Raw genomic sequence first — 15,343 nt, forward strand, 5'->3', positions numbered from 1 at the left:
ATGACCGGACCTTTCCGATACACCTCGCCCGAACCTCCGAAGTCGGCCACCGGTGCGGTGGCCGACGTCTACGCCCAGCTGGCCACCGACTTCGGCATCAAGGACGCCACGACCTTCGTCGTCCTGTCCGCCTCCCCTCCGCTGCTCACCGCCACCTGGGCCCTGATGCGGGAGTCCCTGCTGGCCGGGCAGGCGTCCCGTACCGGGAAGGAGGTGGTGGCGGCGGGGGTCTCGCTCGCCAACCGCTGCCCGTTCTGTGTGCACGCGCACGCCGTGCTGCTGCACGCCACCGGTGATCACCGGCTGGCCGAGACGATCCTGCGGGGCGACGATCCGGACGAGCCGGGCCATCGCCGACTGCTGGCCTGGGGCAAGGACATGAGTACGCCGCAGCCGTTCCCGGCGGGGGAAGCACCCGAGTACGTGGGGACGGCGCTCGCCTTCCACTTCATCAACCGCGTCGTGTCCTCGTTGTTGTCCGAGGTGATGCTGCCGGGTGGCGCCGAGAAGTACCGGCTGGTGCGGAGCACGGCGGGCCGTTCGCTGGCCCGCACGGTGCGCCGCGAGCTGCGGCCGGGCGACAGCCTCGCGCTGCTCGACACGGCCGGCGACCCGCCGCGGTGGGCCGGGGACACCCCGGTGGGTACGGCGTACGGCGCGCTGCGCACGGCGGCGCAGCTGGGTGCGGGCCTGTTGAGCGACGAGGACGCCGCGCTCGTACGGGAGTCTGTGGCCGGCTGGGACGGCGTCACGCCCCTGCCCCTGACCGCCGCGCTGCCCGACCGGGCGCAGCGGCCGGGCGCGCGGCTTGCCCTGCTCGCGGCGCGCGCCCCGTACCGGATCACCGACGAGGACGTGGCGGCGTGGCGTGTGCCGCCGTTCACCGATCACTGCCTGGTCCACCTGGTGGCCTTCGGCGCGATGTGCGCCGTCGAGCGGGTCGAGGCCAATCTGCGGACGGCCGCCGGGGAGCGGGCATGAGCGTCGCCGCCGTGTGGAACGGTCCGGTCGGGATGCACTGGGCGGCCAACTCCGAGCGCTACGACGCGATGCCGGCACCGTTCGACGCGCCGTTGCTCGACGCCGCCGCGATCAGGGCCGGCGACCGAGTGGTCGACATCGGCTGCGGCAGCGGCCACACGACCCGGATGGCCGCCCGCCGGGCCCCGCGGGTCCGGGTCACCGGCGTGGACATCTCGGCACCTCTCCTGGAGCGGGCCCGCGCCCTGACTGATCTCCCGCATGTTTCCTACGAGTTGGGGGACGCCCAGGTCCATCCGTTCGAGCCGGGCGGCTACGACGTGGCGATCAGCCGGGGCGGTGTCATGTTCTTCGCGGACCACATCGCGGCGTTCACCCGGATCGGCGGGGCGCTGCGTCCGGGCGGCCGGCTGGCATTCGTCTGCCCGCAGCCCTCGCCTCCGCAGGGCGAGGAGTCCGTCACGCTCGGCCTGATCGTTTCCCTGCTGGGGCGGGACCACGCTGCGGAAGGCGACGTGGCGGCTGCGATGGCCTCCCTCTCGGAACCCGAGCGGATCCGGCAGGTGCTGGGGGCGGCGGGATTCGAGGACATCGGAACGGCCCCGGTGACCGCCGCGGCCTGCTGGGGCAGGGACGCGAGGGACGCGGTGGAGTTCTTCGTCTCGCGTGCCCCGGGGACCGTGGTCTCCGACGCGACCCGGGCCGCGATGCTGGAGGCCCTGCTGCCGTACGAGACTGCGGACGGTGTGTTGCTTCGGGCGGGGGTGTGGGTGGTCAGCGCCCGTCGGCCGTTGTGAGCGGACGCGGGGTGTGGGTCACCGGGACAAGGGCATCTGATGTGTGGGCCGGGGCGGGCCCCTGACGGCTCCCGCTCCGGCCCGCACCCGATCAGGCGCGCTCGCCCCTGGGCGGCCGGTGCTCGTACCAGCGCTGATCGGCTTCCAGCTGGGCGGCGAGCGAGACGAGCCGTTCCTCGCTGCGCGACGGGCCGAGCAGCTGGGCCCCGAGGGGCAGGCCGTCGCCGGTGAAGCCCGCCGGGACGTTGACGCCGGGCCAGCCGAGGACGTTCCAGGGCCAGGCGTACGGGCATGCCGCGGTCATCGCCAGGTCGGTGCGCCAGGCGCTCAGGTCGTCGAAGGTGCCGACCCGGGGCGGCGGGGCGGCGGTGGTCGGGGTGAGCAGCACGTCGTATCCGCTGCTCGTGGCCGTGTCGAAGAAGGCGCCGATCCTGCGGTGCTGGCGCACCTCGCGGGCCCGGGCCGCCCGGACCACCCGGCCGCCGAGGCGTGTCCCGGTGCGCAGGGCGCTGCGGGTGCGCGGGTCCAGCAGCGCGGGGTCGGGGTGCAGCGCTGCGAGTTCGGCGATTCCGGCGGTGGCACGGGGGACGAAGGAGAGACCGATCAGTCCGTAGCGGGGGCGGGCCTCCTCGACGTGATGGCCGAGGCGGGCCAGGACTTCGGCGAGTGCGGTGACGGCGCGCACCACCTCGGGGTGGGGTGCGTTCCGGGTGAGGGTGAGCGGGGGCCGCAGGGCGACGCCGATCCGCAGCGTGCCGGGGTCGCGGCGGGCGGCTGCCGACGCGCTGACGGCGGGCGGCCGGTGCGGGTCGCCGGGGTGCGGGCCCGCGGCGGCGTCCAGGAGCAGCGCCGCGTCGGCGACCGTACGGGCGAGGGGGCCGTTGACGGTGAGGCCCTGGAAGGCGTCACTGTTGGGGTGGACGGAGATGCGGCCGCGCTGTGGCTTGATGCCGACGAGGTGGGTCCAGGCGGCGGGGATACGGATGGATCCGGCGCCGTCCGAACCGAGTGCCGCCGGGACGAGTCCCGCGGCGACGGCCGCCGCGGAGCCGCCGGAGGAACCACCGGGCGTGTGAGCGGTGTTCCACGGGTTGCGGGTGACGCCGAAGGCGGGCCCCTCGGTGAAGGCCCACTGGCCCAGCTCGCAGGAGTTGGTCTTGCCGACGATGACGGCTCCGGCCGCACGCAGCCGGCGGACCGCCTCGCTGTCGGCGGTGACGGGCGGCAGGTCGCCCGCGCAGCCGAAGTGGGTGGGCATACCGGCGACATCGGTGTCGTCCTTGACGGCGACCGGCACGCCGAGCAGGGGCAGCCGTTCGCCGGCCGCGAGCCGCCGGTCGGCTTCGGCGGCTTCTTCGAGTGCGGCTTCGGTCCGCAGGTGGCGGAAGGCGTTGAGGGTGTCGCGGCTCGCCTCGATGCGCGCGAGCGCGGCGGCGACGAGCTCCTCGGATGTCGTCCGGCCGTCGGCGAGTTCCTGTGCGCTGCCGACGAGTCCGTGGGGTTCGGCGGGTTCGTCCGGCCTGCTCGGTCCGGTCCGCTCCGCGGGGTCTGCCGAAGACATCGCTGCCGCCTCCTCGCTGCCGCCGGAGCACTCCCCGAGGTCCACCCCAGGGCCGCCCGAGCGGTCCTACTGGAGAGTAACCATGGGGCGGGGTCCACTCAAGCATGCCTGCCGGACGGACCGTCCGCGCCGCGCGCGGCGCAGACGGCGCGAAGGCCTACGGCCTCACATGGATCTCGCCGATCCCCGAGCCGAGACCGGCGCAGTGGGCGGTCGACTGTCCGGACTGGCCCGGGTTCAGCGTGACGTGCTCACCGTCCACGTCCGGGGACCAGCCGCAGACCAGATGGACCCAGAAGGTCTGCGGCGACGATCCGTTGTTCCGGCACAGCGCGTACCCCGTGTAGTCGTCGATCGCATGCTTCCCCGTGTGGCAGGACAGACCGGGCGGCACCGCGGCCGGTGCCACGGCGACCGCCGCGGTCACCGGCACGGCCAGCGCCACGGTCAGGCCCGTGACGGCCGCACCGCGCAGCAGGGTGCGAACGGCGTTCCCCCTGGACAGCTTCTTCATGACTCCCCTTTGATCCCTTGCTCTTCACGACAGCTCTCCCCCACGTTCCGTAACCGAAAACACCGCCGAACCTCACTTTCCGTGCACCCTTTCCGCCGCGCGGGCGAAGAATCTCCGGCGTACGCTCGCTTCGGGGGAACGCACGCTCGAATGAAGCCTGGACAAGGCTGTTTCCGAGGAGGCGCCGTGACCGGACAGCGCATCACCGCCCGTGCGGCCGCCTGCGCGGCGGTGGTCGTACTCACCGTGACGAGTGGCGCGGTGGCCCACGCGGACGACGACATCGAGTCGCTCCCCGCCCGTGAGATCGCCGACCGCTCCCGTGACGCCCTGCTCGACGCCCGGTCGCTGCACCTGCACTCGGAGGGCGATCCGGGCGAGGGACGTTCCTCCATGACGGTCGACCTCACACTGGACCAGGACGGCAACTGCGTGGGCGGTATCGAGCTGGGCAAGGACGAGGGCTCGGTCGAGATCGTCAAGCGTGGCGACATGGTCTGGCTGAAGCCGGATTCGAACTTCTGGAAGAACCAGGTCCCGGTCGGGGGCACGACCTTCGACGCGATTCTGGCCGGGCGGTACATGAAGGGCGAGGCCTCGGACGCGAGGCTGCGCACCATGGTGCAGGTGTGCGACCTCGACACGTTCCACGAGCTGCTCTCCGACCATGCCGATGCGCCCGGGGGAACGCTCACCAAGGGCACCCGCACGACGGTCGACGGGGTACGGGCAGTCCCCGTCACCCGGACCGGGGACGACCAGGAGCTGACGTTGTACGTGGCCACCGAGGGCAAGCCCTACCCGGTGCGGATCACCGTGGAGGGCAACGGGGCGGACGCGGCCGTGGACTTCTCCGGTTTCGACAGGCCGGTACCCGCGGCCACGCCGCCCGCGGAGGACACGGTGGACGTCAGCGCCCTGCTGGGCGAGACGCCCGCGCCCGTCTGAGGCGCCCAGGCAGCAGTCCGGTCCAGCCTGCACCAAGTCCCCCGGCAGTACTTCGCAAAGACACGACGTCGTCCAACTACCGCCCGAGGTAGTGCCGTTGCCCCACAATGGCTGTGGTTATGGCGACGGGAGACATGAATGCGGGCGCTCGTGGTCGGGGTGGAGTCCTACGAGGCGGGGTCGGCCTGGAATCTCGACGGGCCGGTGCACGACGCGTTGGGGTACGCGGACTGGCTGAGGGAGATCGGGGTGAGGGACGAGTCCCTGACCCTGTTGCTCTCTCCACTCGAGCGCAACCGCGAACTCGCCGACGGCTTCGGCCTGCCGTACCGCCCGGCCGACCGGAACACCGTGCACCAGGTGCTGACCCGGGAACTGGCGGACGAGCGGACCGACTGGCTGTTCGTCGCCTGGTCCGGGCACGGCCTCATCGACGCCGATCACAGCCGCCGACTGCTCTTCGCCGATGCGGTCCACCGGGACCTGCGCGGCCTGGACGTCGAAGCGGTGCTCGCGATGTACCGGTCGGACGGCGCACCGGGGCATCCGCGCCAGCTCTGGCTGTTCGACGCCTGCCAGACCTACGCCGACCCGGCGACGACGGCTGGGACCCTGCGGCCCGACCCGATACCGCGTTCGACTCCACGTCAGCAGGCTGATCAGTACGTGCTGTTCGCCTGCGGTCCGGGCGAGGCGACGCGCAATGGACTGCGCTCGGGCGTGTTCAGTGCCGAGGCTCTGCGGATGCTGCGCGAGCACCCCGACTGGCGGCGGTCTCCGCGCCCCCTGGCCGAAGCGCTGCGCCGCCGGTTCGGGACCACCACCTCTCTCTGGTTCGAAGGGGACGGGGAGGCCGGGCGGACCGCCGTGAGTCGGAGGATTCCTCGGCAGAGACTCGAACTGTCCGACAAACGCCGTCTGCGCGACGCACTGGCGGCGGTGGGAGTGATGCGGCAGCCGGAGTCGCGTAGTCAGGTCATCGCCTTGCTTCCTGCCGAGATGGCGGGAAGTGTCGCCAGATCAGGGGTCATGCTCCTGGAAATCCTGGATCTCGTCGAAACCTGTCTGGCATTCGGTGACGGACTGACGCACTTGTGGTCGGCGGTGTCCCTGGTCGACCCTGGTACGACCGCGCTCGACGACCTCCTGGAGGCCTTCCGGAGTTATCCGGAGTGGTTTACTCCGCCTCATCTCGACGCGAATTGACGCTTCGTGATTCAGCCACTTCAGGCCTGTGATGGCGCAGGCTTGACCGGTTGAGCATGTTTCCAGCAGCGCATGCATAGGACATCATGTAAGTGCGGGTCGAACATCGCATCGCACTGACTCGGGGGAGGTCTCACGGCAGTGGTAAAGCCGAAAAGCGCCGCCATATCGGATCTGCCTGATCTCACCGGCACGTCCCTGGAGGCGTTGCGCGCTCGATCGAACGACGACAGAGCGGCCGCCAAGAAGCGGCTGCTGGAGGAAGTCGGGCGGTCGGCCAGAAGCGTTGCAGGCGGGGAGAACAGCTGGACCGCCTGACGTCCCCGGCCCGTCCTGATCCGGCGCCAAGGCAGAGGGAGCGTATGTGCCCTGACTCACTGCACGAAGCGGAGTCGCGGCATTCACTGACACCTCAGCAATTCCGTGAACTCGCGCGCGCCGACGGCAGTCCCGCCACGCTCGCCGCGCTGTCGCGAGCCGAGTACAGCCACCGCCTGCTGTTGTTCGATCTGCTGATGGACGCTCTCAGCCCTCTGGCCGGGGTGACCGGCCGGCTCCCTTCCGCCCAGCGGGCCTGGGACCTGCTCGCCGCGGCACAGCACCGGAATCCGGCAGCGGTGGAGGAATTGCTCCTCCTTCCGGAAACCGGGCTGTGGCTTACCCGTCTGCTGACCCGGCTGCGCTCCGCCGGCCGCGCCGAGACCCCTTTGTGGGCCGAGGCAGGACATCTGCACACCCTGGCCGCCGTGGCCGCCGCACGGGCGGGCCTCACCTTCAGCTTTCCCGTCCCGGCCCTCCAGGAGAGCGTCTGGCTGCCCACGATGGGACTGGCACGGCTGCCCTCGGTGCACCGGCAGCGGAACGCCTGGACCGTGGCAGAGGTCCGGTCGGTGGGCGGCCGGCTCACCCTCATGGGCGCATACGGCCATCTCCGTCTGCCCTCCGGCCCGGAGCGCCCTGCGCGTGGCTGGCTGCCCCAGCGTCGGCCGGCTCTCGGCGCAGGCGCTTCCCGCCGGATCACCCTGGACGACCTCGGCCACCACCGGCTCGCCCCTCTGCCGGACGGTGCGGCCGAGCGGTTGACACAGAGCGCGTACGACTCCTGGAGCAGACTGCTGCAGGACGCGTACGGGCTGTTGACCACCGCGGATCCGCCGACGGCCTACGCGGCCGTCGGGTTGCTGCGCTCCCTCCAGCCGATGCCGGCCCACGAACGGTTCCGGGTACGCAGCGTCAGCAGCGGGCACGGCGTCGGCGGACTGGCATCGTCCATGCCGGATACGGCGCCCCTCTGTGCGGCCACGCTGGTGCACGAACTCCAGCACAGCAAGCTCAGCGCACTGATGCACCTGTATCCGCTCCACGAGCCCGCGCCCCCGGCCGAGCAGCAGCGCTTCTACTACGCTCCTTGGCGAGATGACCCCCGACCGCTCGGGGGAATGCTGCAGGGCGCCTACGCCTTCACGGCGGTGGCGCGGTTCTGGAGTGCCTGCGCCGTACGGCTCACCGGTCACATCAGCAGCCTCGCCCGCTTCGAAAGTGCCCTGTGGCTCGGCCAGCTGGCCGACATCGTGCCGGACCTGACCACGGACCCCACTCTGACCGCGCTGGGACGTGACGCCTTGCAGGACCTGCTCGGGGCGGTCCTCAGGCTGCACGACCGGACCCGTGAGGGCCCTGAGGTGACGATGGCCCGCCGGATGGCCGCCGATCACCGGGCGACGTGGAGGCTGGCCCATGTGCGGCCTCATCCGGACGACGTGGGGCGGCTGGCGGCCGCCTGGTGTGAGGGCCGGAAGCAACCGCCCGCGCTGCCACCACGTCCGCACGCGGACATCCGGGAATCCGGGGCGCGGCACCTCGACGCCCGCGCCGTGCTGGTGCGCGTCGGCCTCGCCGACCCCGCTGCACTCGACAAGATGCGCGGCAGCCAGGGTGACCACGTGCCCGGGGTCGCCGGGGCCCGGCCGGCCGATGTCCTTTGGGCCTGCGCCGACTTCGCCGCTGCGCGACGCCTCTACGCGCGGGAGATCCGGAGCGCATCCGCCGGCCCCGGGGCATGGACGGGCCTGGGGCTGGCCCTGGCGGACGCCGGCCGCGCTCCGGAGGCCGTCCAGGCCCTGACGGCGGTGCCTGAAGTGGTCGCGGCCGTTCACAGTGCCGCCCGGCGGATGTCACAGCGGGCCCCGGACCCGATCGCCCTGGCTGCTTGGCTCGGCCAGGGCGATACCGGTCCACCCGGCGTCCGTTAGATCGGCATGGGGTCGACATCGCAGTTGGCCCGGCGCCAGGCGAGCGTGTCGGCGCTGGCCCGGTGATCCGGTCCCAACTGCTCGTTGATCGCGTCCACAGCACTCCGGTGCAGTTCCTCGGCCTCCCCGGTACGGCCCAGCGCCCTCAGGTCCGACGCGGTGTTGCCACGCAGCACCAGCACGGTGGGGTGGGATTCGCCGAACTTCTCGATCAGCGCTGCCGTCGTCCTCCGGTCGAGTTCCAGAGCGGCGGCGGCATCTCCCTGGGCGAAGAGGTCGTTGGCCAGGTTGATCGCGCAGATCAAGGTGTGCGGGTGTGTGTCGCCGAGCGGTGCCCGGAAACGGGCCAGTGCCGACTCGTTCAGCTTCCGCGCCTCGTCCACCCGGTCGAGAAGCCGCAGCGTCACGGCCAGATTGGCATCGGCCGCGACGGTGTGCGGATGGTCCTTGCCGAATACCTCCGCGTACAACGCCCGGGTCCGCTCCCCCAGCGTCAGCGCCTCCTGGAGCTTCCCGTTCTGCCGCAGGTCGATGGAGAGGTTGAGCGAGGCCTGCAAACCGTCGGGGCTGCGCTCGCCGTACCGGTCGATGAGCGCGGTCCGGGCCAGCTCGGTGCTTGCCTGCGCAGCCTCGTGATGGCCCGCCTTGCGCTGCGCCACCCCGAGCCTCGCCACCGCCCGCAGTGCGGACGGGTGGAATTCGCCGAACGTACTGCGGAACGTGTCGACCGCGTCCTCGCAGGCCTTCTCCGACGCGGCGTACTCCCCGAGTTCCTGCTTGTCCAGGGTGAGTGAGACCTCCGAGTTGAGGGTGGTGGGAGCGTCCGCGCCGAACATCTGCACCTTGGTGCGCCAGCTCGCCTCGTCCAGGTCCCGCGCTTCGCGGAAGAGGCCGTTGCCGCGCCGGGTCACCGCGAGGTTGTGGGCGTGGAGCAGGGTCTCGGGGTCCTCGTCGCCGTACGATCTGACGGCCCGCGCGTAGACCTCCTCGTCGAACTCCAGCGCGCCTCGGAAGTCCCCGCGCGCTCGGCGGTCACCGGACACCTGGCCCTTGACGCGCAGGTACTCCTCCTCGAGATCCGGGCTGGCCCCCTCCAGTGTGGCAAGCATGCGCTCCCCGAGGGCCGCGGCCTGCGGATAGCGGCCCATCGTCCACATGATGAAGCGCACATGCCGACCGAGAATCAACGTCTGGGGGTCGTCCTCGCCGAAGAGCCGGCACCAGTTCTCGTACGTCTCGCTGGAGAAGTCCAACGCCGCCTCGTGATCGCCCCAGTAGAAGAGGTACTCCGCGACGTTGTAGACCATCTGGCGCACATTGCGGTGGGGTGAGAGCGACGCCTTGGAGGCGATGACATGCGGGTAGAGCTCACCGAAACGCGTCCAGTTCTGCGGGGCACGCGGGTCGCTGGGAGCGTTCGCCGCGAGGAGCAGGTGCGCTCCGTGCCGGAACGTACGGCGTTGCTCCTCGGCCATGCGCGCTTCGAGCACCGCCTGGACCAGCCGGTGCATCTGGATCGAGTTGGTGCGGTGGTCGATCTTCGCCAGGGAGTAGCGGCTGATCTCGCGGATGGCCCGGCTGAGCCGGATCGGGTCGGTGAAGATCCGGTCCAGCTCCGGGGCGATCGGCTCGGAAACCGCATTGGAGAAGAACTGCCTGGAAACCGGTTCCGGCGCAAAATAGGCGCAGAGTTCCAGGAGTTGGATGGCCCCGGCGTTCTTCCCCTCGACATGGTCGAGGGAGACGTTCCACGCGGTGGCGACGGTCTTCTCGTACTGAGTCGGCGGGGACACCGCCATCAGCTCAGCGCTCTTCTCTTCGAACACCCTCAGATATTCGGCCGGAGGCATGCCGGTCTCTGCGCGCCACGCCGATGCCTGCTCCACCGCGAGCGGCAGGTCGCCGAGGACCTCGGCGAGCATGTCCGCGTCCGCGGTGGACAGATCGGGGTTGCGCCGCCGCAGCAGCTGGATGCTTTCTTCCCGCTCGAACACATCGACTTCCAACGGGTGGGCCAAGGTGTTCCACTGGGGATTACGCGATGTCACGATTACGGAGCCTACCGGTCCGCCCGCAGGCGTGCTCGGGAAGTATTCCTGCACCGCGGCCGGACTTTCGGCATTATCGAACACCAGAAGCCATTTACCGTACGGGTTTCCGATACGCAGCGCCTCCAGGACCGCCGGCACTGCGGTAATCGCCTCGCTGCTCACCGGAAGGTGGAGTCGCCGGGCCAGTTCGACAAACGCCTGTTGAATTTGCGTGGGCCGTTCTGCCGGGATCCAGCAGACAACTTCGTATTCGGCGGCATGCCGGTATACGTATTCGAGTGCGAGTTGTGACTTCCCGACACCGCCCATTCCGTGCAGCGCATGCGGGAGCACCGCGGTCGGCCCGTCCTGCAGACCGCGTTCCAGATTGATCAGCAATTCTTCGCGTCCGGTGAATACGAGGTTCCTCGGAGGCATGTTGCCCCAGACGGCGGGCATGGGCGGCCGCGCACCGCCTCCGGCCGGGGGTGCCGGGGGTACCGGGGCCGGGCTCTCTACCGAGGGGCGGACCGTACTCACTTGTGGGCCTCCAGGGGCGGGGATCGTACTGTCGGTGTCGTCGGGGAGTGTCTCATCGGGAGAAGGCCGTGAAGGGTTGCGTACGGCATCGGACCCGGGCGTGTTCTCAGCGGCCGGCGGACCGGCCCCGATGTGCTCGCCGAGGCGCCGGGCGCGGTGGAGATGGTTTCCGGAAATCGCCTGCAGAGCCGCATGTTCGGCCTGCCGGAAGCGAAGGTTCTCCGTGGTCGACTCGACCGTCGTGAGCGCTTCCTCATGGTGCGGCGATTCTTCGGAACCATGTAAGTAGCCGAGGAACTCACGCGCCGCTTCATTACGCGGGGCCAAAAACTCTGCCGCCTTTTTCAGTGCTCGTGCCGTGGCCGTTCTGCTGCCTGCGGCGAGTAGCTCCTCGCGGGCACCGTCGACGAATACGTAGGATTCCCCGTCACACCCGGGCAGGGGATCGACCAGTGGGCTGATCAGCAGCTCCGCGAGATGCGCTCGCGAAGCGCGTGGCATGACCTGCCGCTTCACCTCGGACATGGTTTCCAGGTCCAGCTGTACCGCGGCCAGGCGCGTGGCCAGCGAAAACGCCTCAGCCGAAGCCCTCGTGCGGAACCGCGCAACCAATTCGGCGGCGGTCAGCCCCTGAACGGGTGACGGCGCGGGGGACGGCAGCGGCCGGGTGCTGGTGAGGATCGCCGCCATGTCCGCCCAGCGCGGCGTGGTTCCCGCCACGAACCGGGCCCAGGGACCGAGCCACTCGGCGCCCAGTTCCAGCACCGGGACGAGGACGACCTGGTCGGAGGGATCGCGCGGGAGCGACGCGGCAAGCGGTTCTGCGGGCTCCCAGTGCACCTGCGCATTGGCCGACCAGGGCCCTTGGGCACGGAGTCTCACCCGTACCGGAAAGAGTCCTGTGCTGGGCCACAGGCGCTGTGGCAGCAGCTGGAGCACCACCACGGGCTGGAACTTCCCCCAGAGGGCGGCCAGTCGTTGCGCGGCCCCGGAGCGCCAGGCCGGCGCGACGCCGTCCGTCACCAGGAAGACGATCTGCCGCGCCGTCGGGTCGACGAGGCCGCGTGGCGGCTGCGGGTGCGACGCCTGCCCGTGGCCACGCAGCAGCACACGCGCGGCATCGGCGGTGTCGAGCGTCATCATCTTCACGTCGCGCATTCCGCCGTACCGGCTCAGCATCGTCCGGAAGTGCTTCACCGCCGGCCGCCACATGGTCATGTGCGGGGCCGTGTCGATCACCAGGACCGCGCTCCGTTGCCGCTCCGGCTCGGGCGTGAGCACCGGTGGCAGGTGCGGGGCCGCCGCGATCCGTTCCGCCGTCGCCGATTCGTCCAGGACGTCGGAGTGGGCGGACGCGACGAAGGAGCGCAGCGGACGCAGCGCACGACCGAGGCTCAGACGGTCGCGCGGAGGGCGGTCGGCCGCGCCGGGGCCGACGGCGGTACGCAGCTGCGGGACCGCGGGCAGTTCGGCCGTCGGCGCGAGGGTGTCCCTCGTACCCGGCCCGTCGACGGATGGCGGTCCGTCGCCCCCTGCGGCAGGCGGCAGCGGTTCGGGCCTCGGAGGCCGCTGCTGTTCCGGTTGCGGCGCATCGTCACCGTCTACCTGCTCCGGCTCGGTCACCCGGTCGTCGTCCTGCCGTGCGGGCGCAGGATCCGACGGCTCGGCGTCCTCACGACCGGTGTCCGCCAGGTCCTCGTCGGTGGCGAGTCCAGGATGGTTTGCCGCCAGCCATAACGAGTCGGCCACCTCCCATGGGTACAGACCGGTGAGAGGCAGCGGATCGCCGTCAGGCGGGCTCATCGGACCGTCGCGACGGTGCTGCGCACCAGTGCCTCCGGCCCTCGAAGATTCCCCGGTCACCCCGAATCCGCCCCTTCACCGCCCAGCGGGTGCCAAATGGCGGCGAGGACCGATTGCCACTCGTTGGCGTCGCTTCCGTCCTGCTGGTAGAGGCCCGATGTCGCCAAATGCGCGGCATTCAGCAACTGATCGGCGGCCAGCCCGCCCATCCGGGAGCTCCGTCGGAGAAAGTCACGGATCAGCGCGTCCTGCCTGTCGCCGAGAAGATCGCCGAAATGTCCGGAGACGAGTTCGCCCAACGTCTCCGCGTCGGGGTCAGGAATGTTGAGCCGCAGACAGCGCCGCATAAACGCTTCGGGGAAATCGCGTTCACCATTCGAGGTCATGACGACGACGGGGAAGACGTGCGCCCTGACCACTCCGTTCTCGACCACCGCGCTGTGCCCGGGATCAGCCGTATGGACGGTGGTTGATGCTTCCGCCTGCTTCACCCGTACGAGGGGTGGCACTTCGAACCAGGCGTCCTCGAACAGGGTCAGCAGGTCATTGGGCAGATCGGCGTCGCACTTGTCGATCTCGTCGATGAGGACCACGCGCGGCAGCCGGTAGGGGAGCATGCCCGTGCCCAGCGGCCCCAGCTGGACGTAGTTCCCGACGCCGGGCCGTCCGGCGCCCTCGGCCGCGTCCTGGGTGGCCTGCGCCCGTCCGATGGCGTCGTACTCGTACAGACCGGAGGTCAGCGTCGTCCGGCTGGTGACGGGCCAGTGCAAGACCCGTCCGAGCCGTAACTCCCGGGCGATCCGGTAGGCGAGGCCCGATTTTCCCACACCTGGCCGGCCGGTGACCAGCAGGGGCCTGCGAAGCAGGAGCGCGGCGTTCACCAGGCGAAGCTCCTCGGCGCGAGGGACCCGCCGTCGTCCTGGCGGGCCGAGCCGGCGGTCGGCCTCGTCGTCGTCCGGTGGCTGAGGCATGGTCGCCGCGCTGCGGAAGGTGCGCCACGGCGGCCCTTCGGGCCAGGTGCGCTGCTCGTACGCCTCGTCGGGTAACGGGTCTCCGGTGCCCCGGTAGAGCCGGCCGTCGTTGTCCGCCGCGTTCACTCGGTCCCCCCTACAAAGGTGGCAGGAGCGTTCTGCCCGCCCTCAAGAAGATGCTCGGGGTCGTCCCAGATCATGCTCATCGAACGGATCGCGTCAACGTCTCGCTCCCGTACAGCACTTGACTCGCCTGCGACCGTGGCGCGGACGGCAACGTCGGACTTCCACTGTTGCGCACTTTCCGGAAGGTGTGCCAGCCCCTCATTGGCCAAGCTTTCACGAATAATGCTCCGGAACACCGCTGACGCGGGATCCGCCCGGTGGTAGACGACTATGGGCACTCCGAGGTCCAGGGCGAGACTCAGCTCGCGCAGTCCCAATTCGCTCTCGCGGTGCGGCGGCCTGCTGAGCACCATGCCGACCACGTCGTCGTCCCGCCCGATCTTCGCGTCCAGCAGGGCGAGGTGCTCGGCATCCGTCAGCCCTTCGGGAGCGCATTCGTACATCTGGCCCCGGCCGTCGCCGGTCCGCCAGTGCGCCCAGCGGGCGCGCCACGCGTTGTGGAAGGTGGGACGCTGTACGCGCTCCAGGCTGTGCAGCATGATCTCCCGGTATCGGCTCAGCAGAGCATTGGGAAAGCCCAGCGAGGGATCACGATCCCACCACTCCACGGGCTCGGTGAGCAGCTCCGCCGGAAGGAAGACCTCCAAGGCGGCGTTGTCCGCGCGGGAGTGGCGCAACTGCGTCATGTGAGTGAGTAACTTGGCCATTTCATATGGTAGTTGAGATCTGGTCACTGATACCAGCGGCTCGGTGTGAGGATCCCGCTGGAGTGCGTTCGAGTCCGGATATCTGACACAGGCGGAGACGTAGTAGCGCTGCGCCCTGCTCATCCGCCGCCTGCCCGCGCCGCTGTGGGGAGTACGGTCCGGCTCCACCTTGACGTAGATCCTGATCAGCGGCCGGGCCTGGCCACCCCGCCCGCGTTCCGGGACGTCATCGGAGCCGGCGGTGCGGGAGTCGGTGCCGTCCCTGAGGGCGGCCCGCAGATCGGCCAGCGGCGCGGACAGGTTCCACAGGTCGGCGAAGTGATCGTTCCACGTACGCAACTCCCCCACCCCCGAAGCTACTTCGGAGAAGGGTGACAGGTGCTCCAGGAAGGCCATGGCGGGCATCAGTTCGCCGGGGCGCCCGTTCTGGTCAGCCAGATGCAGGAACGCCTCCCAGGGCGTGGCGCAGTTCTCGGGCAGGCGTGCCAGACCGTCCGTCGCCCGGTCCACCAGGGCACCGAAATCGGCCACCGGCACATCCAGCACGCGGCGCAGTGGCTCCCAGTCAGGACCCGGGAACGCCAGCCGCGCCTTCCACTGCGACAGCAGGAGGAGCAGCGCCGGCTCCAGAGCGGGCGTGACCAGGCAGGTGGCCTCGACCAGGAGGTCCATGCCGTCGTCCAACGCCGCGCAGCTGTACACGATGCTGACGAATTCCTGACGTGTCACGGTGAAGCTCGCAGGCGTCAGGCCGGGAATGTGCTGGTGGATCATCTGACGCCACAGGTCCCGGCTGCTGTCGTTGAGGAGCCGCCCCGCCGGGTCCTCCAGCACGGTGATCACCGCGCGCAGGACGCGGTGTTGTACGGCATCGAATCCTCCCGTGGCCACGCGCGTCCTCTCTTGC

At 70.3% G+C, this 15,343-nt stretch carries 10 protein-coding genes; 5 read left to right on the plus strand and 5 right to left on the minus strand.

The annotated features are described in order from the left end of the window. On the plus strand, nucleotides 1–981 hold the full coding sequence (locus tag OG844_RS16095) for a carboxymuconolactone decarboxylase family protein (RefSeq protein ID WP_406390901.1): 981 nt from the start codon (nucleotides 1–3) through the stop codon (nucleotides 979–981). Next, on the plus strand, nucleotides 978–1,778 hold the full coding sequence (locus OG844_RS16100; RefSeq protein WP_406390902.1) for a class I SAM-dependent methyltransferase: 801 nt from the start codon (nucleotides 978–980) through the stop codon (nucleotides 1,776–1,778). The genes OG844_RS16095 and OG844_RS16100 overlap by 4 nt, the downstream gene beginning before the upstream one ends. Nucleotides 1,779–1,869: 91 nt before the next feature. On the opposite strand, the gene OG844_RS16105 is transcribed toward OG844_RS16100, so the two are convergent. Together OG844_RS16105 and OG844_RS16110 are read right to left on the minus strand one after the other, a co-directional pair. Then, complete coding sequence (locus OG844_RS16105) at nucleotides 1,870–3,339, minus strand: amidase (RefSeq protein ID WP_406390904.1); 1,470 nt, start codon at nucleotides 3,337–3,339, stop codon at nucleotides 1,870–1,872. Between the two features lie 157 nt (nucleotides 3,340–3,496). Then, on the minus strand, nucleotides 3,497–3,853 hold the full coding sequence (locus tag OG844_RS16110; protein ID WP_406390906.1) for a hypothetical protein: 357 nt from the start codon (nucleotides 3,851–3,853) through the stop codon (nucleotides 3,497–3,499). A 186-nt stretch (nucleotides 3,854–4,039) separates the two neighbouring features. Between OG844_RS16110 and OG844_RS16115 the strand changes: the two genes are divergently transcribed. The 3 genes from OG844_RS16115 (at nucleotide 4,040) to OG844_RS16125 (ending at nucleotide 8,259) form a co-directional block, all read left to right on the plus strand. Then, nucleotides 4,040–4,801, plus strand: coding sequence for a hypothetical protein (locus OG844_RS16115; RefSeq protein ID WP_406390908.1), 762 nt, complete (start codon nucleotides 4,040–4,042; stop codon nucleotides 4,799–4,801). 138 nt (nucleotides 4,802–4,939) lie between these two features. Beyond that, on the plus strand, nucleotides 4,940–6,007 hold the full coding sequence (locus OG844_RS16120; protein WP_406390909.1) for an effector-associated domain 2-containing protein: 1,068 nt from the start codon (nucleotides 4,940–4,942) through the stop codon (nucleotides 6,005–6,007). A gap of 362 nt (nucleotides 6,008–6,369) precedes the next feature. Beyond that, a complete protein-coding gene (locus OG844_RS16125; protein WP_406390911.1) occupies nucleotides 6,370–8,259 on the plus strand; it encodes an aKG-HExxH-type peptide beta-hydroxylase in 1,890 nt (629 codons plus the stop codon). Here OG844_RS16125 and fxsT read toward each other — a convergent pair. From fxsT to OG844_RS16140, 3 genes are read right to left on the minus strand one after another with little or no spacing between them, the layout of a single operon-like run. Continuing rightward, nucleotides 8,256–12,632, minus strand: coding sequence for an FxSxx-COOH system tetratricopeptide repeat protein (gene fxsT / locus OG844_RS16130; protein ID WP_406390913.1), 4,377 nt, complete (start codon nucleotides 12,630–12,632; stop codon nucleotides 8,256–8,258). The two genes, OG844_RS16125 and fxsT, sit on opposite strands and share 4 nt — an antisense overlap. Nucleotides 12,633–12,688: 56 nt before the next feature. Next, the gene (locus tag OG844_RS16135) at nucleotides 12,689–13,729 is read right to left on the minus strand and encodes an AAA family ATPase (RefSeq protein ID WP_406390915.1); all 1,041 of its coding nucleotides are present in this window, start codon (nucleotides 13,727–13,729) and stop codon (nucleotides 12,689–12,691) included. Beyond that, nucleotides 13,726–15,327 carry an effector-associated domain 2-containing protein gene (locus tag OG844_RS16140; protein ID WP_406390917.1) on the minus strand — a complete coding sequence of 534 codons (1,602 nt, stop codon included), beginning with the start codon at nucleotides 15,325–15,327 and terminating at the stop codon, nucleotides 13,726–13,728. The genes OG844_RS16135 and OG844_RS16140 overlap by 4 nt, the downstream gene beginning before the upstream one ends. Nucleotides 15,328–15,343 lie beyond the last annotated feature (16 nt).

This window comes from Streptomyces sp. NBC_00887 (assembly GCF_045207585.1).